The sequence below is a fragment of the Providencia sp. PROV_01 genome (assembly GCF_053098325.1).
The window spans coordinates 2,098,399-2,124,070 of sequence record NZ_JBRFKD010000002.1; the positions used below are offsets into that span (position 1 = coordinate 2,098,399).

A 25,672-nucleotide genomic window follows, 5' to 3' on the forward strand; every position below is an offset into this window, starting at 1 on the left:
GGTGGCTAGTAAATTTCAGAATCGACTTGCTGGCGCCATTGTGCTTGTTGCAGTGGGAGTTATTGTGCTTCCTGCTCTGCTTGATGGCGATAAGAAATACAATGAAAATGAATTTGCGGCCATTCCTATTATCCCTAAACCGGGTGATGAAGAAGATATTGAAGCAATAGCGCCTATTGTGAGTACGACTACCACCGCTTCTTCAGAAGGTGCTTCTGAAGCCATGTTGTCAGAAGCCATTACGCAGCAACAGAATGAGCAGGTTGAAACTCAGCCATCGACGACAACTCCTGCGCCGAGCGTAGTTGAACCCGTCAAGCCGGAGCCTAAGCCTGAACCTAAAGTTGAGCCGAAACCACAACCAAAACCCGAGCCTAAGCCAGAACCTAAGCCTCAACCACAGGGCAAAGCGTTTGTTGTGCAAGTGATTGCATTGAACAATGCAAGTAAAGTTGAAGAGATTGTCGCTAAACTAAGGTTGTCCGGTTACCAAGTTTATACGGTTCCTGCCAAACCAGTGAATAATAAACTTACACGGATCTACGTTGGGCCTGAGGCTTCAAGGCAGAGGCTAGAAGCAGCTTTACCAGAACTGAATAAGATTACGGGGACGAAAGGGATAATCCAAAGCTATAAACCTTAAAATAGAATTTAAATAATCCCTAAAAGGTAAGGGGATTTAGTAACTTACTGCGGCGATTATGATTTTTTATTTTCGCCGCTATTTTTTTAAATTTGATAGAAAAATGGTTACGCAAACGTTTTCGTTTTCTGTTAGAATGCACTTCGCTGATGTCGTGAGTGCGAATTTTGGAATGAAATATGGTCTGGATAGATTACACAATTATCGCCATTATTGGCTTCTCGGCACTAGTTAGCTTGATCCGTGGTTTTGTACGAGAGGCGCTCTCTCTGGTTACATGGGGCTGTGCTTTTTTTGTTGCGAGTACGTTTTATCCTTACTTAGCGGGCTACTTTACTCGTTTTGAGGATGTGCTGGTTAGAAATGGCATTGCTATCGCTGCACTGTTTATTGCCACATTAATTGTTGGCGCGGTGGTGAACTATGTGATTAGCTCGTTAGTACAAAAAACCGGGTTATCAGGTACAGATCGAGTTCTGGGGATCTGCTTCGGTGCGCTGCGTGGTGTGTTAATAGTTTCGGCATTACTGTTTTTTCTCGACACATTTACACCATTACCTCAAAGTGAGGATTGGCAGCGTTCGGAACTTATTCCGCAGTTCAGTCATATAATCAGGTGGTTTTTTGACTACCTGCAAAATGCGTCAAGTTTCCTACCGGAGAACATTTCTCCGTCTGGCTGATGAGGAAAGACTAAATGTGCGGTATTGTCGGTATCGCCGGTGTTACACCGGTAAACCAATCAATTTATGATGCTCTCACGGTGCTTCAGCATCGTGGGCAAGATGCAGCAGGTATTGCCACGATTGATGGCAAAAACAACATTCGTTTACGCAAAGCAAATGGTCTTGTTAAAGATGTGTTTGAAACACGTCATATGTTGAGATTACAAGGCTGCATGGGGTTAGGGCATGTCCGTTATCCAACAGCCGGTAGCTCGAGCGCTTCTGAGGCGCAGCCTTTCTACGTAAACTCACCTTTTGGTATTACACTTGCACATAATGGTAATCTGACAAACGCTCATGAGCTCACTCGGAGTTTATTTGAAACAGCGCGTCGCCATGTGAATACTACTTCTGATTCTGAGATATTACTGAACGTATTAGCGCATGAGCTTGATAGGTTTGATCATTTCCCTCTTGAGCCAGACAATGTTTTCAGTGCGGTGTCAGCCATGCACAAAAAACTACGTGGCGCATATGCTTGTGTGGCACTAATTATCGGTCATGGAATGTTAGCTTTCCGTGACCCTCATGGTATTCGCCCATTAGTACTAGGGCGCCGCATTACTGAAAGCGGTGAGCATGAATATATGGTCGCTTCAGAAAGTGTTGCGCTTGATACTTTAGGGTTCGAATTTTTACGCGATGTTGCTCCAGGTGAAGCGGTCTATGTGACAGAAAAAGGGCAATTATTTACACGCCAATGTTCTGATAACCCGCAATTGACCCCATGTATCTTTGAATATGTATATTTTGCTCGCCAAGACTCCTTTATTGATAAAGTGTCTGTGTATAACGCAAGATTACGCATGGGGCAAAAATTGGGCGCCAAAATTGCTCGAGAATGGGAAGATTTAAACATCGATGTGGTAATTCCTATTCCAGAAACATCGTGTGATATCGCACTAGAAATCGCACATATTCTGGATAAACCTTACCGCCAAGGTTTTGTGAAAAATCGTTATGTTGGTCGTACGTTTATCATGCCGGGTCAACAAGAGCGTCGCAAATCAGTCCGTCGTAAGCTCAATGCGAACCGTGCAGAGTTTCGTGATAAAAACGTTTTACTCATTGATGACTCCATTGTTCGCGGCACAACATCTGAGCAAATCGTTGAACTCGCGCGGGAAGCGGGAGCAAAAAATGTTTACTTTGCTTCAGCGGCACCGGAAGTGCGTTTTCCGAACGTATATGGCATTGATATGCCAAATGCAAATGAGTTAATAGCACACGGTCGCGAAGTGGATGAAATTCGCAAACTTATCGGTGCAGACGGGCTAATTTTCCAAGATTTAACCGATTTAGTCGCTGCCGTCCGTGAAGAAAACCCTGAAATCACCGAATTTGAGTGCTCCGTATTTGATGGCATATATGTGACCAAAGATATCGACCAAAGTTATTTAGACTACCTAGAAAACTTACGAAAAGACGATGAGTTAAAATTGAAGGATCAGAGTGAGGTTGAAGACCTAGAGATTTATAACGAAGGCTAAATTTTCGTCAATTTTCGTCATAGTTTGGGCTACAGCGTTGTTGGCTTCACAAATTCGCCCTAGTCACGTAGTTTTCTACGCTCCTAGGGTCTCTTTGCTAGCCGCCTAGCTGTAACCCTAACTATATAGAAAATCCACAGTGATTCTGATTTTTCCCATCTTTAATCTGTAGCCTAAAATATCAAGAAAACTATGACGTCAAATGAAGGCCTAAGTTACAGTTATATCTGATTTAAAATACGTAAAAATCGAGTAAGCTAGAGGGACATTAACTGCCTATTTGGAGCGATATATGGCTGATTTCAACTCCCTTCCTGATGTGATTAAACCTTTTGTAGATAAAATCAAATCCACTAAAAAATCCCTTGTTGAAATGACGTTAACCCCAGTTGAAGACTATATTTTATGGGATAGTCGTGTCGGGGGAATGCCGTATTTGCCAATAAATGAAAAGTATCCGACGAATAGCGCAGGAACGCCGCTCAAGTTACTTGCCCAAATTAACTTTGCACAAATGCCTAAATTAGAAAATTACCCTGAAAAGGGTATTTTACAGTTTTTTATTGGTGGTGATGACTTATATGGAGCTGACTTTGAACAAAGGCAAAAACAGGAAGATTTCCGCATTATTTATTGGGAAGATATTATTGAAGATGCCAGCCAATTAACTCAAGATTTTTCTGCCGTGATTGCGGCTCATTCCGATGATTACTATACCCCTATAGATCACCAATACAGTATTGAATATACGCCTGCGGAACAGTTCATCAGCATCGATGATTTCCAATTTGGTCAGAAAATATTAGGGGTTGATAACCTCTATGATTATGAGGACCAATTTGACGGTGAAGACTTTTACGACGAATGGGTTGAGCCTTACAGTGATACTTTTGAATCAGGGGCACATTGCATAGGCGGTTATCCGTTCTTCACTCAAACGGACCCAAGAGAATACGAAAAAGATATTCAACAATATGAATTACTTCTCCAAATAAATACCGATTATGAAATAGGGATTATGTGGGGAGATATGGGAGTGGGTAATTTCTTTATTCACCCCGATGACCTGAAGAAAAGAGATTTTAGTCGAGTCGTGTATAATTGGGATTGTGGCTGATGGCTTAAATTTTCGTTATAGGTAGGATTGCAGCATTGTTGGTATCTGCAATTTTAGTGAATATTGTATATAATGCGCTGAGTTATCGTGAATAGGGCAGCGAAATGAAAAAACTGATCATTGGGTTAACAGGGGCGAGTGGGGCTATTTATGGCGTCCGTTTGCTTGAAGTGTTGAAGCCTGTCAAAGAGGTAGAAACCCATTTGGTGATGAGTGCAGCTGCCCGCCAAACATTAGCATTAGAAACTGACTACAGTGTAAAAGAGGTTCAGCAGTTAGCTGACCATAACTATGATAGTCGCGATATCGCCGCTGCAATTTCTTCAGGTTCGTTTCGCACTGCTGGAATGGTGATCATGCCCTGCACCATGAAGACACTGTCTGGCATTGTTCATAGCTACACGGATACATTAGTCACAAGAGCTGCCGATGTGGTCCTCAAAGAAGGCAAAAAGCTAGTGCTGGGTGTGCGTGAAACGCCTTTGCATGTTGGCCATTTGCGTTTAATGGTACAAGCGGCAGAGATGGGAGCCGTGATCATGCCTCCGATGCCAGCGTTTTATCACCAACCTGAAACAATCCAAGATATTGTAGACCAAACGGTGAATCGCATCCTTGATCAGTTTGATATCGAACTGGAACAAGATCTATTTCACCGCTGGCAAGGGGTGAAATAACCCTTATTCATCTGTATGTGGAATAAGCAAGTCAGTAAGTGCTTCTTTTAATTCTATATGTTCAAACTGGAATCCTGCTTCTTCCAACCTTTTGGGAATTGCCTGTTGACCACCCAATACCAACGCTGCAGATTCCCCCATGATGGCCTTAATCACAAAAGCGGGTGTTCGCACAAATGAAGGGCGATTGAGAACATCACCTAACGTGGCAGAAAATAAGTCGTTATGGACTGGATAAGGTGAGGTCATATTAAAGGGCCCAGAAAGAGTAGGGCTATTCAATAGAAAACAAATTGCCCGAACCATATCGTTGATATGTATCCATGGCATGTATTGTTTTCCGTCACCTATTGGACCTCCCGCTCCCATTTTGAAAATGGGGAGAATTTTAGCCAGTAAACCGCCATTCGCCGATAGCACTAGGCCAGTGCGTAGTAAACAAACGCGAGTTTTTTCCGATTGTGCATTAACGGCTAATGCTTCCCAATGCTGTGTGAGTTGGTGAGTAAATTCATCGTGGGGTTGTTCGTCTTCAGTTACGACTGACTGGCCTTGGTTACCATAATAACCAACAGCAGAACCCGATAAAAATACCTGTGGTGGCGTTTCACTGGCGAGGATTAATTCGCTTAGCTTTTGTGTCAATTTCCAACGACTATCACACAATAACTTTTTTTGTTCTTCGGTCCAGCGCTTATCAGCGATCGGTTCGCCAGCAAGATTAATAACAGCATCAAAGTCATTCAGGTGAGTTTGCTCATTAAGAGACGTCCAGCACTCAACAGCCTTACAAAAATGGCTATAAACTTTTTGCGGAGAACGGCTTAACACAGTAACCTGATGCCCAAGAGAAATCAGTTTTTGGATAAGTGGTGTTCCGATTAGCCCGGTGCCGCCTGTTATGAGTATTTTCATCGCCATCCCCGTCATATTTCAAACCGCAGCGTTGTTGCTTGCGTTCTATCACCTTAGTCACATACTTGTGTATGCTCCTAAAGATGCCATCTCTTAGCGCCTAGCTGCAATTTGAACTATTTAGGGGATATCCCTGAGATCAGTAACAAACTACAGCATTATGATTTAACTATAGCATTTGTGAATACAATTTGTATGATTTGCTTGGAGTATCATAAAGAAACCTGGCTTCATTATCATTGCAATAAAGAAGTGCTTTTTATGATGGCAACTAATCACAAATTCAGCTAGGATCATCTCCATAGGTGCGGATCAATGCGGATTGGTATTGTCTGGCATACAATAATAATCAGTCTAATGATATAAGCATTTTTAGCTTAAAAATAAAAGGTTTACAGGATGGAACAACCAACCGAAGTCGTTGAATGGGTCGATATTGTTGATGAAGACAATACGGTGATTGCTCAGGCAACACGTAGCCAAATGCGGGCAGAAAACCTACGCCACCGTGCAACTTACATTGTTGTTCATGACGGAATGGGCAAAATATTGGTTCAACGACGCACTGATATTAAAGATTTTCACCCCGGTTTCCTCGACGCAACAGCAGGTGGAGTCGTGACAAAAGGGGAAAACATCCTTGATTCTGCAAAGCGCGAAGCTGAAGAAGAGCTGGGTATTGCAGGCGTTCCTTTTGCGGAACATGGCCATTTTTATTTTGAAGATGCGCATTGTCGTGTATGGGGTGGGTTGTTTAGCTGTGTGAGTCATGGTCCATTTGCTTTACAAGAATCTGAAGTTGTTGAAGTCAGTTGGTTGACCCCTAAAGAGATCAGCGCGCGCTGTGATGAATTTACGCCAGATTCACTCAAAGCACTTTCCTTATGGTTAACTCGCAATAATGAGTTAGAAAAAACCATCACTTGTGCTGAAAATTCATAACCGATCAGATTTAAATTATTAAAGGGCTGTTTTATTTAGCCCTTTAATTTTTTTCTCCCAAAATCAAATCTCTAGCAAAGTTAATTTCTGGCTAATATATAACGATTAGTTATAACCAACTTGCATGCTAAACGATGTATTCATTTCCACACTAGATATAATGTGACAGAACTTAACATTTATCGTTTGCGATATGATGCACTGCTTGATGTATATATAACGCTTCGAGAGAATAAAAATGACAATTGATAAACAGAATACTTTTTTGAAACAACAACACCTTGAGAACGTAACCAATAAAGCTCGCGAGATTATGGAGCGTGAAGGAATTGAAGCATTAATCGCAACCGTGGGTGATAACTTCTATCACCTAACCGGTTTTGCGAGCTTCTTTATGTATACTTTCAGGCAAACAGGCTCTGCGATTGCGGTTATTTTTCGCGATCCTTCCATAGAATCATTGGTTATTATGAATGAATTTGAAGCAGCAAACTTGTCACTTCAAATGCCTAATGCAAAGATTAAAACATTTCCAATTTGGGTGGATGTAGACGACCCTTACAACCCGGAAAATGGCAAAGTGGTAAAACCAAGGCCAATTAATAGCCCAATAGAAACAATTTTCAATTTACTCAAAGAAGCGTTGTCTGAAGCGGGGGTTTATGGAAAACCGGTTGCGATTGAATTAAACCAAATTACACATACCGGTAAGGTATGGTTGGATAAGGTTATTCCTGGTTTAAATTTGGTTGATTCTTCGCCGTTATTTAATGAATTACGCATGATTAAAAGTGCGTGGGAAATTGCTCATCTCAGAAAATCCGCACAAATTACAGAAGCCGGTATCGCTGCTGCGAGTAAATTAATCAGGGTTGGCTGTACTTCAGCGGAATTAACCGCTGCTTTTAAAGCTAAAGTGATGGAATTCCCTGAAACGAACTATAGTCGCTTCAATTTAATTTCAGTGGGCAGTAATTTTTCACCCAAAATGATCCCAGATGATCAACCAGCAAAAGAAGGTGACTTAATTAAATTTGATTGTGGTGTTGATGTGGCTGGTTACGGTGCAGATATTGCAAGGACATTTGTGGTTGGTCAACCGAATGAAAAAGTCGCTGATATTTATCAAACTATCTTAAAAGGTCATCAATATATGTTAAGCCGAGTTGCACCTGGCGTTGCATTAAGTGATGTTTTTAATGAAACAATGGCTCTCATTCGTTCTTCAGGTTTGCCTCATTATAATCGTGGGCACCTAGGCCATGGTGATGGGGTGTTCGTTGGGTTAGAAGAAGCTCCTTTTGTGAGCGCTGCGACGACAGAAATATTTAGAGCTGGGATGGTGATGAGTTTAGAAACGCCGTATTACGGGATTGGTGTTGGTGGCATTATGATTGAAGATATGCTGCTTATTACTGAAGACGGAGTAGAAATGTTAAGTCATTTGCCTCGTGAATTAATTTCTTTCGGGCCAGTGGAATAAGGGGTGGTATATGAAGTGGTATCATTATTTAGTTATTTTTCCAATCCTCGCATTAACCATAGGTATCTATTATGCCAATCAAGTAGAGCCTTTTGTTATGGGCTTGCCATTTTTAATGTTCTGGATTGTCTCATGGGTGATTGTTACAGCCTTAGTTATGTTATTAATCAATGTATTAGATAATAAAAATACGAAGGAAACATCATGAGTTCCGCATTAATTATTATTACAATTTTTTTCCTATTTAGCATTTATCTTGCTATCCGTGCTAAAAAGGGCAAAACGATGGATCACGAAGGGTGGTCTGTCGGTGGGCGCAGCTATGGTGCATTGCTAGTTTTCCTTCTAAGTGCAGGGGAAATATATACCACGTTTACTTTTCTTGGTGGAAGCGGCTGGGCTTACGGTAAAGGACCTGCAATTTTATATACCTTAGCGGTCAATGCTTTTATGGGGATCTTTTTATACTGGGTACACCCAAGAGTATGGCGCTTTGCAAAAGATAATGATGTCAGAACGATTTCTGAGTTATTTACCAAGAAATACCAAAGCCCGGGGTTAGGGTTATTAATTAGCTTGATTTCTATTGCTGCGATGGTGCCTTTATTTGTTTTGCAGCTTAAAGGATTAGGCATTATTGTTTCACAAGCGTCTTATGGCGCAATTCCTGCAGATATTGCCATATGGATTGGAATTATTGCAGTGACGTTGTTTGTGATGATCTCCGGTATTCATGGGTCAGCTTGGACATCAGCACTGAAAGATTTAATGATTTTAATTGTGGTCGTATTTATTGGTATTTATATCCCACTTCATTATTACGGTAGCTTTGGGGAGATGTTTAAAGCGATAGATACGGCGATGCCAAGCTTTTTAACATTCTCCGAAACGGGTCTAAATATCCCTTGGTATATTTCCACAATATTCTTATCTGTGGTTGCCTATTTCTGTTGGCCACATTATATGGCTGCGGTATTTACGGCTAAAGATGAAAAATCCTTAAAACGCAATAGTATTTTAATTCCTGCCTATAGCTTAATTATGTTATTTGCATTTTTTGTGGGTTATGCGTCTATATTACAAATTCCGCATCTTGAAGGTTCAGCTGTGGATTTATCGTTGTTTGAGATATCTAAAAGCACCTTCTCACCTATTGTGGTCGGTTTTATTGGTGCTGCTGGAATGTTAACGGCACTCGTCCCTGGTTCAATGTTGCTACTAACCACCTCTAATATGTTAGCGGGAGTTGTACAAAAAGCGATGGGGGTGAGTGAAGAAAAACGCCAGTCTGGTGTTTATGCACGCTTTATGGTGCCTGTCGTTGCGTTAGTCAGCTTGTATTTTATTTTCCACAGTAACGATACCTTGGTGGCTATTATGTTACTCGGGGTCAATATTGTTGCGCAGTTTTTCCCAGCTTTGTTGATGAGTTTTAAACAGAAAAATCCAATGACCCCTGCGGGCGCTATTTGTGGGATTTCCGCGGGGGTTTTATTTCTCGCGGTAACCTATATCGAGAAAATTTCTTTAGCGCAATTGTTCCCTTGGTTAGGGGAAAGTTTAAGTTTCATGAATATCGGTATTGCTGCATTTATTCTGAATATTATTGTGGCGGTAATAATTTCATTATTTAGCAAAACAAAGTAACAAGTGATATTTTAATTTTTTATTAATATTGCACCTTGTGATTATATCGCAGGGTGTATTTTTTTATTTGATTAGTTTGAATTTAAATTCATTTAATAATTAACAATCAATTGATGAATATTATTATCTTATTTATCTTGTCAGCAATAAATTTAACCTTATAGTAATTTAAGCTACTTATATGAATCTTCCTTTAGGCTAATTTCTTACTGTTTTAAAAGGTGGATTTCTTAAGTTTTTACACGCTTAAATATTATTTGATATGAAGGATTCTTATTATGAAAAAAAATGAGTCAGTTGAATTATTGAAAAATCAGAAAGGAAAAGATAAATGCCCACCTAATAAATTAGCACTCTATACAAATATTGATTATAACAATTCAGAAATTGGCGATATTCTTTTAATATCTCCAGATATTCAACTTGATCAGAAGGAACTTGAATCATATGGATTTGATGTGGGGCATCATGATGGCGTTTCCTGTGTTGTCAACAATATGTCTAAAGCAGCTACGCTTGTCGCAGGTCTTAATCTTGATGGTGAAATATTACGAGTCCCTGCATTGTCTTCAATCGCGTCACTGGTTGGTTTAGGTTGGAATGATCTAACACGTTCTGTTGTTGCTGCCCCCGTTGAGTTAGTTACTTTAGAAATATCTTCTGAAAGCCCTCTCCAAAGTACATTAGGTAAAGTTAATAATATTGAAATTGATATAGTTAATAAAGGCAATGTTGCTGTTTATGGTGTCACATTAGAGATAACCACAAAAAATAGTGATGTAGCCAATGTCATTTCATACCCTGAATTAATTGATCTTCACTCAAATATGATCACCACAATCCCTGTATCTCTTGAAGGGAAGAATACGGGTGAAACACTATTAAGTGTTCGGATCCACACTCCGATTGGTGTTATTAATCAGGGAAGTAATACTTATGATGTAAAAGTCGAGGTAAAAGCTAGGGTTGAATTAAATTTAACGATAGATACACAAGTTACGTTATTAACCGGAGAGTCAAAGTCAGTCCCACTTAAGATCACGAATAACAGTGATACATTGGTTCGTAGTGCGATTATAAATGCGAATTCAGGGAATAGCTCTCTTGTTATAGTGGGTGAATTTGGCTCAACGGTTGATATAGACCGAAATAGTTCAAAGGTTGTTAATATTCCATTAAATGCAAGCTTAACGACAGTAGGTGATACGCAATTAGCCTGTAGCCTGACACTACCGAAAGGCTATGAAAATGAAGGTAATAATAATGCAATTTCTGCGATTACGGTGACAGCAGAAAGAGAATTAGAAGTTTTACAACAGTATCAAGCTAGTTGGGCTGGGGAAGGTGGTTATCTTTACAGCTACATGTTGACATTAAAATCACAAAATACACGCGTTAATAAATGGCAACTCACATTCCAATTACCAGCTGGCGCTAAAGTTTCTGAAAACTGGTATGAAAGCCAAAAAAACTGGTTGACGAAGGAAGAAGTGGGTGGAAATGTTATTTTAGGTAATACGAGTGGACATACTATCGACCCGGGTATTGAACTTCCATTGCAAATACAGGTAGTTTATCTTGAGCAGGCAAAGGTGAATGAGTACATCTATGACTTGCACCTTCGACAAATAGGATAATATTTTTAAGTGGTAATTCAGTCTTTATCATCATAAAAAAAATGCCAATCAGTTTGAACTGGTTGGCATTTTTTACTTATAAAAGATAAATGAAATTTTAGTTAAGCGTTTTCGTTTTGTACTGCTTGGATAGCGGTTAACGCAACGGTATAAACGATGTCATCAACTAACGCACCACGAGACAAGTCATTGACTGGTTTACGCATACCTTGCAACATTGGACCGATGGAGACAAGGTCAGCAGAACGTTGTACGGCTTTATACGTGGTGTTACCAGTATTTAAGTCTGGGAAGATAAATACGGTCGCTTTACCTGCAACTGGCGAATTAGGCGCTTTGGATTTAGCCACATCAGCCATTACCGCGGCATCGTACTGTAATGGGCCATCAATCATCAGATCTGGGCGTTTTTCTTGCGCTAAACGGGTTGCTTCACGCACTTTCTCAACATCACTACCAGCACCTGAATCACCTGTAGAGTAAGAAATCATCGCAACGCGTGGGTCAATACCGAATGCTTTTGCAGAATCAGCAGATTGGATAGCGATTTCTGATAATTGCTCTGCAGTTGGGTCTGGATTGATAGCACAGTCACCATAAACAAATACTTGTTCAGGTAATAGCATAAAGAAGACGGAAGAAACTAATGAGCTGCCCGGCGCTGTTTTAATTAATTGCAGCGGTGGACGGATGGTATTTGCTGTCGTATGAACAGCACCAGAAACTAGGCCATCAACTTCGCCTTTTTCCAGCATTAATGTCCCTAATACGACGTTATCTTCTAACTGCTCACGAGCAACAACCTCTGTCATTCCTTTGCTCTTACGTAATTCAACAAGGCGAGCAACGTATTCTTCGCGTACTTTAACTGGGTCAACAATTTCAATGCCGGTACCGAGTTCAATACCTTGTGCGGAAGCAACACGACGAATATCTTCTGGGTTACCTAACAGTACGCAAGTTGCAATGCCGCGCTCTGCACAGATAGATGCAGCTTTAACTGTGCGTGGTTCATCGCCTTCAGGAAGAACAATACGCTTGCCCGCTTTACGAGCTAACTCTGTTAACTGATAACGGAATGCAGGAGGTGATAAGCGGTTAGGGCGTTCAGAGTCTGCAACCAATGATTCAATCCAGTCGCTACTAATATGACGAGCGACATAGTTTTGAATTTTTTCAATACGCTCATGGTCATCCGCTGGAACTTCTAAGCTAAAGCTTTGTAAATTCAGCGATGTTTGCCATGTATTGCTTTTCACCATGAAAACAGGCAAGCCAGTTTCGAAGGCTTGTTCACAAAGTTGGCGAATAGGCGCATCGATGTTATAGCCACCAGTTAGTAGAACTGCACCGATTTCAACTCCGTTCATTGCCGCCAGTGATGCAGAAACTAATACATCAGGACGATCCGCTGAGGTCACTAATAATGAGCCTGGACGGAAGTGTTCAAGCATGTGCGGGATGCTACGTGCGCAGAAAGTCACAGATTTAACGCGACGAGTTTTGATTTCGCCTTCATTAACAATCTCTGCACCTAAGTGTTTTGCCATGTCAATTGCACGGGTGGCAATTAAATCGAAGTTCCATGGAATCGATGCCAGTACAGGCAGATTCAGCGCGGAAAGTTGCTTAGTATCAAGGTTAGCTACAGTCGCCTTAGTTGAATCGTCAAAAATTTCAGATAGGTCAGGGCGAGTACGACCTTGTTCATCAACGGGTGCATTCACCTTGTTGATGATCACACCAATAATATTTTTATTACGTTGGCCACCAAATTCGTTACGTACTAACTCTAAACGCTCTTGCATTTGTGGGATAGAGCTGTTGCCTGGTGCAGTGACGAAAACAATTTCTGCACCTAATGTTTTGGCAATTTCATAGTTTAATGATTGAGCAAATGAGTGTTTACGCGTTGGCACTAAACCTTCAATTAAAATTACTTCCGCATTTTTTGTGTGGTCATGATAGCGAGCTACGATTTCTTCCATTAACACATCTTTTTTAGAAGAGGTCAGTAGCGATTCAACGTATTCCATTGTCAGTGGTTCAACAATGGTGGTAATACTTGAATGAGAACGCAGGACTTCAGTGGTTTGGTCTTTATTGCCAGAGACGCGTGGCTGTGCGATAGGTTTGAAAACGCTTAATTGAACACCTTTTTGTTCCATTGAGCGAACGACACCTAGGCTAACGCTAGTTAAGCCAACGCTGGTGCCAGTAGGTATTAACATAATTGTACGGGACACGGGAACCTCTTTCTTTCGGTTACTCTAATGACAAAACGATACCGCCAGCAAGTTGCTGGCGGTAGAAGTTACTTATGCGGTTAAGCGCGCAGTATCTTGGGCGATAACCAACTCTTCATTGGTTGCGATAACCAGCGCTGGACGGCTATTATCGGTAGTGATTAAACCTTCTTTACCGAAGCGTGCCGCTAAGTTACGTTCGTGGTCATATTCGAAACCAAGGATAGCCAGTTTCTTCAAGGTGATTTCACGAACTTGTGCTGAGTTTTCACCAATACCACCGGTGAAGATGATAGCATCAAGACGGCCTTCCATCAGTGCACTATATGCACCAACGTATTTCGCTAAACGATGGCAGAAAACATCCATTGCGCGAGTTGCGTCTTCTTTAGCGCCGTAGTTATCTTCAACATAACGGCAGTCGCTTGTTACACCAGTTAAGCCTAATAACCCCGATTCTTTGGTTAGCATTTTGTTGATTTGATCAACGCTCATACCTAAAGAATCATGTAAATGGAAAATAATTGCAGGGTCGATATCACCGCTACGTGTTCCCATTACCAGGCCTTCTAATGGCGTTAAGCCCATTGAAGTATCAACACATTTACCGTTAACAATGGCAGTAACAGAACCACCGTTGCCTAAGTGGCAAGTGATAACATTGAGCTCATCAACAGGTTTGTTAAGCTTTTTCGCAGCTTCACGGGAAACATAGTAATGGCTTGTACCATGCGCACCATAGCGACGGATACTATGCTCTGAATATAATTCGTATGGCAGTGCATACAGATAAGCTTCCTGAGGCATGGTCTGATGGAATGCGGTATCAAAGACAGCGACATTTTTGTTGACCAGATGCGGGAAGGATTTTCTTGCTTCTTCAATACCGATGAGATGAGCAGGGTTATGCAATGGCGCGAATGGAATAGCCGCTTCAATGCCTTCGATCACTTCGTCTGTAATTAATACAGAGGAGGTAAACTTCTCACCACCATGAACAATACGGTGACCAATGGAGGTGATTTGCTCTGATAGCTCAGGTTTTTCAGCAAGAATAGTGTTAACAATGAAATCCAATGCTTCGCTATGCGCTGCACCAGCACCTAAAGGCGCTTCTTTCTTAGCACCATCCATTTTCCACTTAATACGGGCTTCCGGGAGGTTAAAGCACTCAGCTAATCCAGATAAAAATTCATCGCCATTAGTTGGGTCGATGATGGCGAATTTCAGTGAGGAGCTACCGCAGTTTAGAACCAGTACCAGCTTACTTGACATGGAAATACCTATCGTTAATTGTTGTTGTGAAGCCTTTTAAACAACATGAAAAGACTCAGATTAAAAATATACTGCTAGAGCCTAGCGTATTTATGACCTGAAACATCATGATTGATATCATGTTAAAGGCGAAAAAGTTAAAGATCGTGAGACCTCTAGGGGTTTGATAAAACAGGCGCTATCTTTTTTGCCAAGGTATATAAAAGTAAACCTTCGCACCTAGTGTTGAAATAACGACCAAAAACCCCAATATATATAACTGTTGTCTATCTTCAGTTTCGAAAATGGATAAAGCTACAAAGTAACAAATGCAACAGCAATTCTAAATGTGGCAGATTCTACTAAAAATATTTTATATTTTATACGTTTTTTTTAAAAATAGGGACTTTGATTGATTAAAATCATAAGTGACGTATAAAGTGGTGTTATAGCACAGGGTTACATTGCTATTAGAATAGCTGATATTTAGTAAAGTGACTTAACTTAAGGTAAATGTAATGAAATAATTTCGTTATCTTAAATGTGCTATCATTTTACTATGGCGCAATCTATAAATTATTGCCTCAGTTTTTAAGAAGTCGATAGGAAACGTTTCATGAGTACATTACAAAGTACACCGCCCGGTTTTTTTAAACGCTTTAGATTAGGTAACCGCTATCTGAAGACCTTTCCTATGGAAAAAAAACTGTCGCCAATCTTCCCCGAAATTCGCATCAACAAAGCTGTCCGCTTTGGTATTCGTTTTATGCCACCGATTGCAATTTTCACATTAGCATGGCAAATCGCGTTAGGTGGGCAATTGGGACCCGCCATTGCTACGGCACTTTTTGCCTGTAGTTTGCCAATGCAAGGTCTATGGTGGTTAGGAAAGCGTGCTTCGACGCCTCTGCCATCTAGCTTATTGAGCTGGTTTTATGAGATCCGTGATAAGTTTACAGAGGCGGGGATCGCTATGGCGCCGGTTGAGCACCAACCCGATTATATGGCGTTAGCTGACTTGCTAAAACGTGCATTTAACCAGTTAGACCGCTCTTTTATGGAAGATATCTAAGGGATGATTTCCACTAAAAGGTAGATTTAACAATAAGTAATGCAAAAAGCATGTTTAGATCAATAAAAGCGATGTTTTCACTGTCTATGATTGGTGTTGAATGCGAAGATAAGCCATACTTTTTAGTGGGAGAACCATGATGGAAATGACTAACGCACAACGCTTGATCTTATCTAATCAATATAAAATGATGACCATGCTTGACCCCGATAATGCAGAACGTTATCGCCGCCTACAAACCATTATTGAACGTGGCTTTGGTTTACAAATGCGTGAGTTAGACAGAGACTTCGGTCATTTAAGTGAAGACACCTGCCGTACTGTTATTGATATCATGGAAATGTACCATGCACTGCAAGTCTCCTACAGTAACATGGCTAACAAGGAAGACATTGATGGCCGACGCGTGCAATTTTTAGGTTTTGATGCTGCAACAGAAGCACGTTATTTGAGCTACGTTCGCTTTATGGTTAACACAGAAGGGCGTTATACCCACTTCGACAGTGGAACGCATGGCTTTAATTCGCAAACACCGATGTGGGAAAAATACAATCGTATGTTAGCGATTTGGCATGCGTGCCCGCGTCAGTATCATTTATCAGCGGTGGAGATTTCCCAGATCTTAAACGCCTAATGCTCGTCATTCTTCGCGCTGTCGCGTTGTTGACTGCGTTCGGCTACTCGGGTCACATACTTTTGTATGCTCCCCGAGATATCCTCTCTAGTCGCCTAGCGACAACGCGAATAATTTAGAGCAAGTTTGCTCGTCATACTTCACCTTGTCTCGTTGTTGGCTGCGTTCGGCTACTCGGGTCACATACTTTTGTATGCTCCCCGAGATATCCTCTCTAGTCGCTTAGCGACAACGCGAATTATTTAGAGCAAATAGAGTATAAAAAGTAAATAAAGTTTTAAAAAATCCCAATTTCAAATCAACATTCCTTTCCTGTTTTAACTCTCAAGTGCATTCAAATCTAAGTTATTAACGCAAATCTTGATTATTTTTGTTATTGAGGTTGCGCATTGGCGTCTGTTTAGCGTTAACTAGTGGGCCAGAATCGATTCAATTATTACGTGAATAGCAAATAAAGGGGTAGACGTGAAATTAAAGGCAAAAGGGTTTCTATTTGATTTAGATGGCACATTGGCAGATTCCTTGGCTGTGGTTGAGCGCTGTTGGTGTAAGTTTGGCGAACGAATTGGTGTAGACTCAGCCGAAGTCATTAATTTTATTCATGGAAAACCCGCGTTAACCAGTTTGCGTCACTTTTTACCCGAGGCGAGTGATGAAGAAATTATGGGGTATTTTCGCTGGTTAGAAAAAATGGAAAGCGAAGATGTGGAGGGCGTGGTTGCCCTGCCTGGCGCGATTGCCTTGCTGTCACGTTTAAATGAAATTGGGGCACCGTGGGCAATTGTCACTTCTGGCACCGTACCGATTGCCCATGGACGCCAGCAAGCGGCGGGTTTACCAGAACCTAAACATTGGGTGACATTTGAAAAAGTTACGAAAGGAAAGCCGGACCCAGAACCGTTCTTGCTTGGAGCCCAAGCACTTTCGCTTCCTGCAAAATCCTGTATTGCCTTTGAAGATGCGCAGGCAGGTATCCATTCTGCATTAACGGCAGGTTGCCAAGTGGTCGCAGTCCATGCACCAGAAGGCATGCCACGTCGTGATGAAATTCAAGTAATTGTAAGTTCATTGGCTCAAATTTCTGTTATGCGGCCTGACAATAATGGTGATTATGAACTTTTCGTGTCTAATTTGACTTAATGGTGATTTAATCAAAGAAATTCTCCGTAAAACATGCTTAACTGAATAAAATTCTTAGCAATGTTTTTTTTCGTCGAAAGGGGATATTTTGAACGGAGAATTGCTGTGGGTCTTAACCCTCCTATTAATTGCGATAGTTCTGTTTACCACAAATAAGATTCGCATGGATGTGGTCGCATTGCTTGTCATTGTCGCGTTTGTGTTGAGTGATACCTTAACATTAGAGCAAGCTACCGCAGGTTTTGCAGATCCTAACGTTCTGCTAATTGCAGCATTATTTGTTATTGGTGATGGGCTTGTTCGCACAGGCATCGCTTACCAAATGGGAGACTGGCTTGTTCGCGTTGCAGGAAGCAGCGAAAGCAAAATGCTGGTTTTCCTAATGCTTACCGTCGCTGGGTTAGGCGCTTTTATGAGCTCCACTGGCGTGGTGGCTATTTTTATTCCCGTCGTTTTAAGTGTCGCATCACGCATGAAAACATCGCCTAGTCGGTTAATGATGCCACTAGGCTTCGCGGGGCTTATCAGTGGGATGATGACACTAGTGGCCACGCCACCTAATATGGTGGTGAACAGTGAATTGGTACGTGAAGGGATCAAAGGCTTCCAATTTTTCTCTATTACCCCGATTGGTATTTTAATTTTATTCGCAGGTATTGCCTACATGTGGCTGACAAGGCGTTGGCTAGGCAGTAACGAACCAGACAAACTCCCTGAGCGCTATCGACGCACTTTCCGTGACTTAATTCGTGATTATAAATTGACAGGTAGAGCTCGCCGTCTTGCTATCCGCAAGGGGTCACCACTCATTGGCCATACACTTGACGAACTGCACTTGCGTTCCCGTTATGAGGCCAACGTGGTAGGGATTGAGCGTTGGCGTAAATTTCGTCGAGTGATGGTGAGTGCAACTGGGGGAACAGAGTTACGCGAGCGAGATGTCTTATTAGTCGATATTTCGGTGAGTGATGACGATTTACGTCAATTTTGTAGCGAACAACTCCTTGAACCGATGATTTTACGGGGAGATTATTTTTCAGACCAATCACGTGATGTGGGAATGGCTGAAGTATCGATGAATCCAGATTCTGAACTCTTGGGTAAATCTTTAAGAGACATTAAATTTCGTACTCGTTATGGCTTGAATGTGGTTGGTATTCGTCGAGATGGCAAAGCGTTGGACGGCAAGTTGGTAGATGAACCGCTTCGATTGGGTGATATTTTATTAGTCATTGGGGATTGGAAATTAATTCGCATTTTATCGACTAAGCCACGGAACTTCATTGTATTGAATCTGGCTGCTGAAGTAGAGGCGGTGGCACCTGCTGCATCTCAGGCTCCTCATGCCTTATTTTGTTTGGCATTAATGGTCGCAATGATGGTGACCAATGAAATTCCTAACTTTATTGCAGCACTTATTGCCTGCTTGTTAATGGGGAAATTTCGCTGTATTGATATGGAAAGTGCCTATAAGTCAATTCACTGGCCGAGTATTATATTAATTGTTGGGATGATGCCTTTTGCACTAGCACTGCAAGAAACGGGAGGGATTGCCCTTGCCGTTGATGCGTTAATGAAAGTTGCTGGTGGGTTAGGGCCACATGTGATGCTATTGTGCCTGTTTATTCTGTGTGCCACGATTGGGTTATTTATTTCCAATACCGCAACTGCAGTGCTAATGGCTCCGATTGCCATTGCTGCGGCTCGCCAAATGGATGTCTCACCGTTGCCTTTTGCGATGATTGTTGGCATTGCCGCATCCGCAGCCTTTATGACCCCCGTTTCATCACCAGTTAATACCTTAGTTTTAGGGCCTGGAGGTTATAAATTTTCGGACTTTTTGAAAGTGGGTGTGCCATTCACTATTATTGTGATGTTTATTAGTATTGCAGTTGTGCCTATTTTATTTCCATTCTAAGAAATTACATTAATGGTTAATTGATATTTTTAATTAACCATTCCTCTTTTATTTATCAATTAAACGATATTAATTATAATTTACTCTCCTGTATTTTAACTTACCATTAATTTCGAATCAAAATACATAATATTAATTCAATTATTAAGAGGTGAATTTATGGTTCAAGTCAAAAATATACAAAAAAGGTATTATTATGGTTATGCAACATTTGAGAATTTTTGGGGAAAAGATATAAAAATATGATTCTAACACATCTCGCGTCTGTTCTTTGGATGAATACGAAAGATCAGTAACATATTGAACATGTACCGAATAAAGGTATTTTAGAAAATTGTTTTGGGTTCAAATACTATATAGGTGTAGGGTCTGATATTTGGCATATTAAATTTTGGACTTACGAACGTGAGGTTTATGAATGTAAACATGATGTTAGTTGTAATATAACATCTGGGGATGGTGGTGGAGTTATATTAGGAATTAATGGTGAGTCTAGAAAACTATACGCACATTTTTCTTCATCTTCAGATTGTTCGACGGGTATCAGTTCGGCATAAAAAACTGAATAATTACATCAAAATATAAAGTTATCGAGTGTTAAAATAAGGAACGATACGCTCATTCCTTATTTTAAATTAATTACTAATTTCATCTAATGATAGGGTAAAACTTGGCACAAACGTTTTCATAAAATACTCCATTTCTGGACTATTTCTTTCCGCAAGCATTTTTTCTAACCGTCTTTTGGCTAATTTAAATTCACTATTGCCCGCGGACAGTTCTTCTAAACATTTTAAGTAGGCACACAGTGTATCGGCTTGTTTAACAATAAAATGCTCTTCTTCTGATTGTATATCTTCAATTAGTAGCGCTTTAAAATCCGCTTGTAGTTCTTCTGGGAGCATATCGAGTAGTTTTTGCTGAGCAAATTTTTCTATTTTTTTGTATTCATGAGCAATTTGCTGGTTGTGATACTTAATTGGGGTTGGTAAATCCCCTGTAATCACTTCACTAGCATCATGGTACATCGCATACAAAGCAATTTTTTCTGCGTTGACGTTCCCTGCGAACTTACGGTTTTTAATGATAGCGAGCGCATGGGCAACCATAGCTACTTGGAGACTATGTTCAGAGACATTCTCTGTTCGGACATTACGCATTAACGGCCAGCGGTGGATTAACTTCATTCTAGCAAGATGGGCGAAAAAGTAGCTCATAAGTCCTCTTCTTTAGTGTCTGCAAACGAAAAAAATTATAACGGAAATAATGTAGCAGCGATATAATTTTATTGTTTTTTAATAAGTTACTCTCTAGTAATTATGTTCTAATATCTATTTTGCATATTAAGATAATCATAATAATATAATCAATTTTAGATTATAACTTGACTGCTATTTTAATTGTGTTGAATTATGTAATCAAAAAAATATAATGGATGTTCAATCCGGAAATAAAGAGGCAATATGAAATATTTTCCATTTATATTATTGGGCTTTTTCCTTGTGGCAATTTATTTTATTTCTATTCTTTGATTATCAAAATAATACAGTCTATTAATGATGGCTAAATTTAGAATAAAAAAAGCCTCCGGAATTAGGAGGCTTTTTATTATTTTGAATAAATTTTTATTGGCGATAGCCTTCAAGGAAGCGGCCGAATTTATTAATCGCCATTTCAAGGTCATCCGCATAAGGTAGCGTAACGATGCGGAAATGGTCAGGTTCAGGCCAGTTAAATGCGGTACCTTGAACTAACAACACTTTTTCTTGTAGTAACAGGTCTAAAATCATTTTTTGGTCATCATAGATATTAAATCGTTTAATATCTATTTTCGGGAACATATACAGGGCACCTTGTGGTTTTACACATGAAACGCCGGGTATTTGGTTGATCAATTCCCATGCACGATTACGTTGCTCATATAAACGGCCGCCTGGTTGAATGAATTCACTAATACTTTGGTAGCCACCCAGTGCAGTTTGAATGGCATGCTGCATCGGCACGTTTGCGCATAGGCGCATAGAGGCTAGCATTTCTAAACCTTCAATATAGCTTTTCGCATGTTTTTTCGGGCCGTTTAATACCATCCAACCTTGGCGGAAGCCAGCGACGCGATACGTTTTAGATAATCCATTAAATGTAATGGTTAATAAATCAGGGGCGAGGGCGGCAATAGAGTGGTGCACTGCATCATCATAAAGAATTTTATCGTAAATCTCATCAGCATAAATAATAAGATTGTGCTGGCGAGCCAATTCGACAATTTCCATTAATAGGTCTTTGCTGTAGACCGCACCCGTTGGGTTATTGGGGTTAATGACCACAATACCACGTGTTCTTGGTGTGATTTTTTTGCGAATATCTTCAATATCAGGCATCCAACCTTGCTGTTCATCACACATATAATGAACTGCTTTTCCTCCCGAAAGGGAAACTGCAGCAGTCCATAATGGATAATCAGGCGCTGGTACTAACATTTCATCACCATTATTAAGCAGTGCTTGCATGGCTTGTACGATTAATTCGGAAACACCATTACCAATGTAGACATCTTCTACTGTCATTTCATGAATGCCACGAGCTTGGTAATGCTGCACAATCGCTTTACGGGCAGAATACAAGCCTTTTGAGTCGCAATAACCTTGAGAACTTGGCAGATTACGCAAGACATCCACAAGGATTTCATCTGGAGCTTCAAAACCAAACGGGGCCGGATTACCAATATTGAGTTTGAGGACTTTGTTGCCTTCTTCTTCTAGGCGCTTCGCTTCTTTTAATACGGGCCCACGAATGTCATAGCAAACATTATCGAGCTTACTGGATTTAGTTAGATTATTCATAGTTCTCTCATTACCCTAAGGGTTGCATTGGTCGGGCCGACGTTATTCCTTTACTGTACTCCTCCCTCAGAAGCTTTTGAAGATGCAAGGTTATTTTTGGTGTAAAAGGTTGGTTTACGCTTAAATGTAATGTTTGGTATCTTATTATTTATTTTAGGCTAGCTGTATATTCTTATAATATTGAACTGGTTGAATTATAATATCGACATTCTTTGATGTTTTGGAGTATAAAAAGTAAAAAAGCATAAAAATAGCGGAAAAAAAGAAAATTGTATCAAAATGTAATATTAAGCATTGAATCATTAAATCAGACATGATTTTTTTTGCTGTAATAGCCTTTTTTTATAATAATCAGGGCGATTTTGTTAGTAATATTGATTGTTTCAAGCTGCTTTCTTTAACCAAAAGTGCTGATTAAAATTATAACCATTTGATATTTTTGACTATATAAAAATAGTGAAACGAATTTTATAATGTGCTTACATTAAAATAATTGTGATTACATTAAATATGTTACTATTTAAGCGTAACCTATCAAGCGCGTTTTAGCGTGTTTTTTAGGAAATCATCCCACTTTTATTAAAATTATTTGATTTTTGGAAGTATGCTATTTGTACCCTGCTCTATCGTTAGCGATTAATGAGCTGGATGCAAAAAAGTAAAATAATGAGAAGTCATTGCAGATCTATGGATTAGAAATGCACTCACTTAGTAGTCTTAGTAGTCGCTATAAACTCGCTGATTCTCATGGAGGAGAGCAGAAACACCAGGTAACATAAAATTATATAAGAGAATGAACGATGATAAATTCCAATCGTCCCATCATGAACCTAGATCTTGATTTGCTACGTACTTTCGTCGCTGTCGCAGATCTTAACACATTTGCAGCCGCAGCTGCAGCCGTTTGTCGAACACAATCTGCTGTGAGCCAGCAAATGCAACGTTTAGAGCAATTAGTCGGCCGTGAGCTTTTCGCTCGCCATGGGCGAAATAAACTGCTCACCGCGCACGGATTACAATTACTTGGCTACGCAAGGCAAATACTTCGCGCCAATGATGATGCTACAGCGTCATTAACTTATAATGACGCTGATGGTGAATTGCGTATTGGCGCATCCGATGACACCGTCGATATCTTATTACCTTTCTTACTTAATCGTATCGCGTCTGTTTATCCAAGAATTGCCGTAGAAGTGCGCATTAAACGAGCACAATTTATTGAGTCAATGCTTGATAATCATGAGATAGACCTTGCTTTAACAACAGCAAGAATTAGTCACCACCCTAAAACAGCGTTAAGAACAGTGCCTGTTTTGTGGCACAGTGCACCTGATTTTCAATTGCGTCCCAATGAGCCAGTTCCATTAGTTGTTATGGATGAAACCAATCCATATCGTAAACTTTGTACTAGTGCTCTTGATGATGCAGGTTTGTCATGGCATGTTGCGTATGAAGCAGCTTCTTTACCTGCTGTTCGTGCGGCAGTCAATGCAGAGGTTGGGGTAACCGCTAGACCAATGGAAATGCAAAATGCAGATTTACGTATTTTGAATGAATCAGATGGGCTACCACGCTTACCAGATATTCAGTATTGGTTGTATAAGAATGCAGACGAGCAAAAAGATTTTGTTCTGACAGTATTCAGTGCGATTGAAAACAAAAAAATCCCTTATGTTGCAGCCTCAGCAAGTGAGTTGATGGATAGCAGCGAGGAAGGTAATTAAGTTAATCGATTCATCTGGTTATCTTAACGCCAATACTTAATTAATTTATTGTAATGACGGTAATCCCAATACGTTTGGGATTACCGTTTTTTTATGTCATTTTTGCCAATCTATTACGGGATCACTTGTTTGTGATCAATGCGTTATTGGCTATGTACAAATAAAATCAACATGTTAATCGCAGTCTAAATAAGACGTGAGCAGCGGTTGAGGTGGTTATCTCAATTAAATGGCTAACGTACAGACTAATTGAGCGGTTAGATAACAGATAATGTGAATTGATATGGATGACTGAAACGATTATTTCAAAGTATGGAACTCTTTTTTCAATATTGGGGATCGGTATCGAGAAATTGGTTTTTATACATGTTTAAATAATGCTCAGTGATATTTTTAATCGGTTATCAAATTCAAATTTATCGATTTTTTATCAATATCCGCTCATAAAAAAAGCAATTAACCACTTAATAAGTATGGTTAAATGTGAAAGACCATGAAATAATTGTGATGTAGCTGGCATAACCTGAATTTCATTGTTTAGTTAACAGTTTGTTATGTTATTAACAATGTTTTTTTATTGAAGAGATAAAATAGCGCTTGAATGTCAGTTAGTTACTTGAAGTTATGCGTTAAAAAGAGTTACAAAGACTTAAAGTGAAATTGAATGCTATGTAAACAAATTGAGTACTTTTTCAATAAAAGTGTGCGTTAGATCAAATAAAAAGCGCAATTTTTCATCTGTTAAGACAGGTTTTTCCTGAGATAATGGTGTAGTAAAAACGAATAATCAGTTAAACTAGTTTGCGTGTTTACTTGAGTATCATTACACTGACACGTTTTAGCAGATTATGGTTACTTTTTGTTGTTCTGTTGTTTTCAAAGTGTGAAGTTTTTGTAACAAATACGGGTTATTTTACTTAATTTAAGTAAAATAAATTGTAATGAGAGAGGACAAACCAAACGCAGTCAACAGACTGATTTAAGTTTGGGGATATTTTAGTTTGTGATCAATTTTGGTCTTTCTTCTCGATTAACTGGGCAATTGTGGTGCAACTCTGCCGTGATGTAAAAAAGAGCAGTTAACACACCATAAGTAATGAGTAAGCAACGAGTATGTCTACATCAATCCTAGCGTTAGCCCATAACTGGGCGTTTGCGATATTCCTTATCGGCACTATCGGTCTTTGTGCTTTCATGTTGGTCGCAGGTCACTTTTTAGGTAGCCGCGCCAAAGCCAGAACAAAACATGTTCCTTATGAGTCCGGTATCGACTCGGTCGGTAGTGCACGTCTCCGCATGTCTGCTAAGTTTTACTTAGTCGCCATGTTTTTCGTTATCTTCGATGTTGAAGCCATGTTCTTATTTGCATGGTCAGTTGCCATCCGCGAAGCCGGTTGGGTAGGTTTCATCGAAGCCGCGATCTTTATTTTGGTATTGTTGGCGGGACTGTTTTATCTCGTTCGCGTAGGAGCATTGGATTGGACTCCAGTCCGTTCCCGCGGAAAAGTTAAGCATCCTAGTGAAGTTATTAAAATCAGCAATCGTCATCCGCAGTAAAAAGCGAGGCA

Annotated in this window: 21 protein-coding genes; 16 read left to right on the top strand and 5 right to left on the bottom strand. The window is 40.1% G+C overall.

Going from position 1 to position 25,672, the window contains the following annotated elements; translation table 11 throughout:
* The first annotated feature begins 1 nt into the window (after position 1).
* The 5 genes from dedD (at position 2) to ACU696_RS10075 (ending at position 4,652) form a co-directional block, all read left to right on the top strand.
* Complete coding sequence (gene dedD / locus ACU696_RS10055; protein WP_117162391.1) at positions 2-643, top strand: cell division protein DedD; 642 nt, start codon at positions 2-4, stop codon at positions 641-643.
* A gap of 179 nt (positions 644-822) precedes the next feature.
* A complete protein-coding gene (gene cvpA, locus ACU696_RS10060) occupies positions 823-1,326 on the top strand; it encodes a colicin V production protein (RefSeq protein ID WP_004912301.1) in 504 nt (167 codons plus the stop codon).
* A gap of 14 nt (positions 1,327-1,340) precedes the next feature.
* Positions 1,341-2,858, top strand: a complete 1,518-nt coding sequence (gene purF / locus ACU696_RS10065) for an amidophosphoribosyltransferase (RefSeq protein WP_004912298.1) — start codon at positions 1,341-1,343, stop codon at positions 2,856-2,858.
* A gap of 292 nt (positions 2,859-3,150) precedes the next feature.
* Complete coding sequence (locus ACU696_RS10070; RefSeq protein ID WP_004912295.1) at positions 3,151-3,975, top strand: YwqG family protein; 825 nt, start codon at positions 3,151-3,153, stop codon at positions 3,973-3,975.
* A 104-nt stretch (positions 3,976-4,079) separates the two neighbouring features.
* Positions 4,080-4,652, top strand: coding sequence for a UbiX family flavin prenyltransferase (locus tag ACU696_RS10075; RefSeq protein WP_004912293.1), 573 nt, complete (start codon positions 4,080-4,082; stop codon positions 4,650-4,652).
* Between the two features lie 3 nt (positions 4,653-4,655).
* On the opposite strand, the gene ACU696_RS10080 is transcribed toward ACU696_RS10075, so the two are convergent.
* On the bottom strand, positions 4,656-5,567 hold the full coding sequence (locus tag ACU696_RS10080) for a TIGR01777 family oxidoreductase (RefSeq protein WP_196723700.1): 912 nt from the start codon (positions 5,565-5,567) through the stop codon (positions 4,656-4,658).
* Between the two features lie 399 nt (positions 5,568-5,966).
* Between ACU696_RS10080 and yfcD the strand changes: the two genes are divergently transcribed.
* The 5 genes from yfcD to ACU696_RS10105 all read left to right on the top strand — a co-directional run bounded on the left by yfcD (position 5,967) and on the right by ACU696_RS10105 (position 11,276).
* Positions 5,967-6,509 (top strand): NUDIX hydrolase YfcD, encoded by a 543-nt coding sequence (gene yfcD / locus ACU696_RS10085; protein WP_004912292.1) that lies wholly within the window; start codon positions 5,967-5,969, stop codon positions 6,507-6,509.
* Between the two features lie 238 nt (positions 6,510-6,747).
* The gene (locus ACU696_RS10090; RefSeq protein ID WP_109911546.1) at positions 6,748-7,992 is read left to right on the top strand and encodes a M24 family metallopeptidase; all 1,245 of its coding nucleotides are present in this window, start codon (positions 6,748-6,750) and stop codon (positions 7,990-7,992) included.
* A gap of 10 nt (positions 7,993-8,002) precedes the next feature.
* Positions 8,003-8,200, top strand: a complete 198-nt coding sequence (locus tag ACU696_RS10095) for a DUF3311 domain-containing protein (RefSeq protein ID WP_164528666.1) — start codon at positions 8,003-8,005, stop codon at positions 8,198-8,200.
* A complete protein-coding gene (locus ACU696_RS10100; RefSeq protein WP_109911547.1) occupies positions 8,197-9,639 on the top strand; it encodes a sodium:solute symporter family protein in 1,443 nt (480 codons plus the stop codon). Before ACU696_RS10095 ends, ACU696_RS10100 begins: the two co-directional genes overlap by 4 nt.
* A 278-nt stretch (positions 9,640-9,917) precedes the next feature.
* Positions 9,918-11,276: a hypothetical protein gene (locus tag ACU696_RS10105; protein ID WP_109911548.1), complete on the top strand. Its 1,359-nt coding sequence runs from the start codon at positions 9,918-9,920 to the stop codon at positions 11,274-11,276.
* A 101-nt stretch (positions 11,277-11,377) separates the two neighbouring features.
* On the opposite strand, the gene pta is transcribed toward ACU696_RS10105, so the two are convergent.
* Positions 11,378-13,507, bottom strand: a complete 2,130-nt coding sequence (pta, locus tag ACU696_RS10110; RefSeq protein ID WP_181937056.1) for a phosphate acetyltransferase — start codon at positions 13,505-13,507, stop codon at positions 11,378-11,380.
* Between the two features lie 87 nt (positions 13,508-13,594).
* Entirely contained in the window at positions 13,595-14,797 is a 1,203-nt protein-coding gene (ackA, locus tag ACU696_RS10115) for an acetate kinase (RefSeq protein WP_004912276.1), read from the bottom strand.
* A gap of 595 nt (positions 14,798-15,392) precedes the next feature.
* Between ackA and yfbV the strand changes: the two genes are divergently transcribed.
* The 4 genes from yfbV to ACU696_RS10135 all read left to right on the top strand — a co-directional run bounded on the left by yfbV (position 15,393) and on the right by ACU696_RS10135 (position 19,540).
* Entirely contained in the window at positions 15,393-15,848 is a 456-nt protein-coding gene (gene yfbV / locus ACU696_RS10120) for a terminus macrodomain insulation protein YfbV (RefSeq protein WP_004912272.1), read from the top strand.
* Between the two features lie 139 nt (positions 15,849-15,987).
* Positions 15,988-16,482 (top strand): YfbU family protein, encoded by a 495-nt coding sequence (locus tag ACU696_RS10125; protein ID WP_004912269.1) that lies wholly within the window; start codon positions 15,988-15,990, stop codon positions 16,480-16,482.
* A gap of 465 nt (positions 16,483-16,947) precedes the next feature.
* Positions 16,948-17,622, top strand: coding sequence for a sugar phosphatase (locus ACU696_RS10130; protein WP_209102143.1), 675 nt, complete (start codon positions 16,948-16,950; stop codon positions 17,620-17,622).
* A gap of 88 nt (positions 17,623-17,710) precedes the next feature.
* The gene (locus tag ACU696_RS10135) at positions 17,711-19,540 is read left to right on the top strand and encodes an SLC13 family permease (RefSeq protein ID WP_117162387.1); all 1,830 of its coding nucleotides are present in this window, start codon (positions 17,711-17,713) and stop codon (positions 19,538-19,540) included.
* 635 nt (positions 19,541-20,175) lie between these two features.
* Here ACU696_RS10135 and yfbR read toward each other — a convergent pair.
* Together yfbR and ACU696_RS10145 are read right to left on the bottom strand one after the other, a co-directional pair.
* A complete protein-coding gene (gene yfbR, locus ACU696_RS10140) occupies positions 20,176-20,757 on the bottom strand; it encodes a 5'-deoxynucleotidase (RefSeq protein ID WP_109911551.1) in 582 nt (193 codons plus the stop codon).
* 408 nt (positions 20,758-21,165) lie between these two features.
* Positions 21,166-22,380: a pyridoxal phosphate-dependent aminotransferase gene (locus ACU696_RS10145; protein WP_004259802.1), complete on the bottom strand. Its 1,215-nt coding sequence runs from the start codon at positions 22,378-22,380 to the stop codon at positions 21,166-21,168.
* Between the two features lie 800 nt (positions 22,381-23,180).
* Between ACU696_RS10145 and ACU696_RS10150 the strand changes: the two genes are divergently transcribed.
* Together ACU696_RS10150 and ACU696_RS10155 are read left to right on the top strand one after the other, a co-directional pair.
* Positions 23,181-24,104: a LysR family transcriptional regulator gene (locus ACU696_RS10150; protein WP_004912258.1), complete on the top strand. Its 924-nt coding sequence runs from the start codon at positions 23,181-23,183 to the stop codon at positions 24,102-24,104.
* Positions 24,105-25,217: 1,113 nt separating this feature from the next.
* A complete protein-coding gene (locus tag ACU696_RS10155; RefSeq protein ID WP_004259806.1) occupies positions 25,218-25,661 on the top strand; it encodes an NADH-quinone oxidoreductase subunit A in 444 nt (147 codons plus the stop codon).
* Positions 25,662-25,672 lie beyond the last annotated feature (11 nt).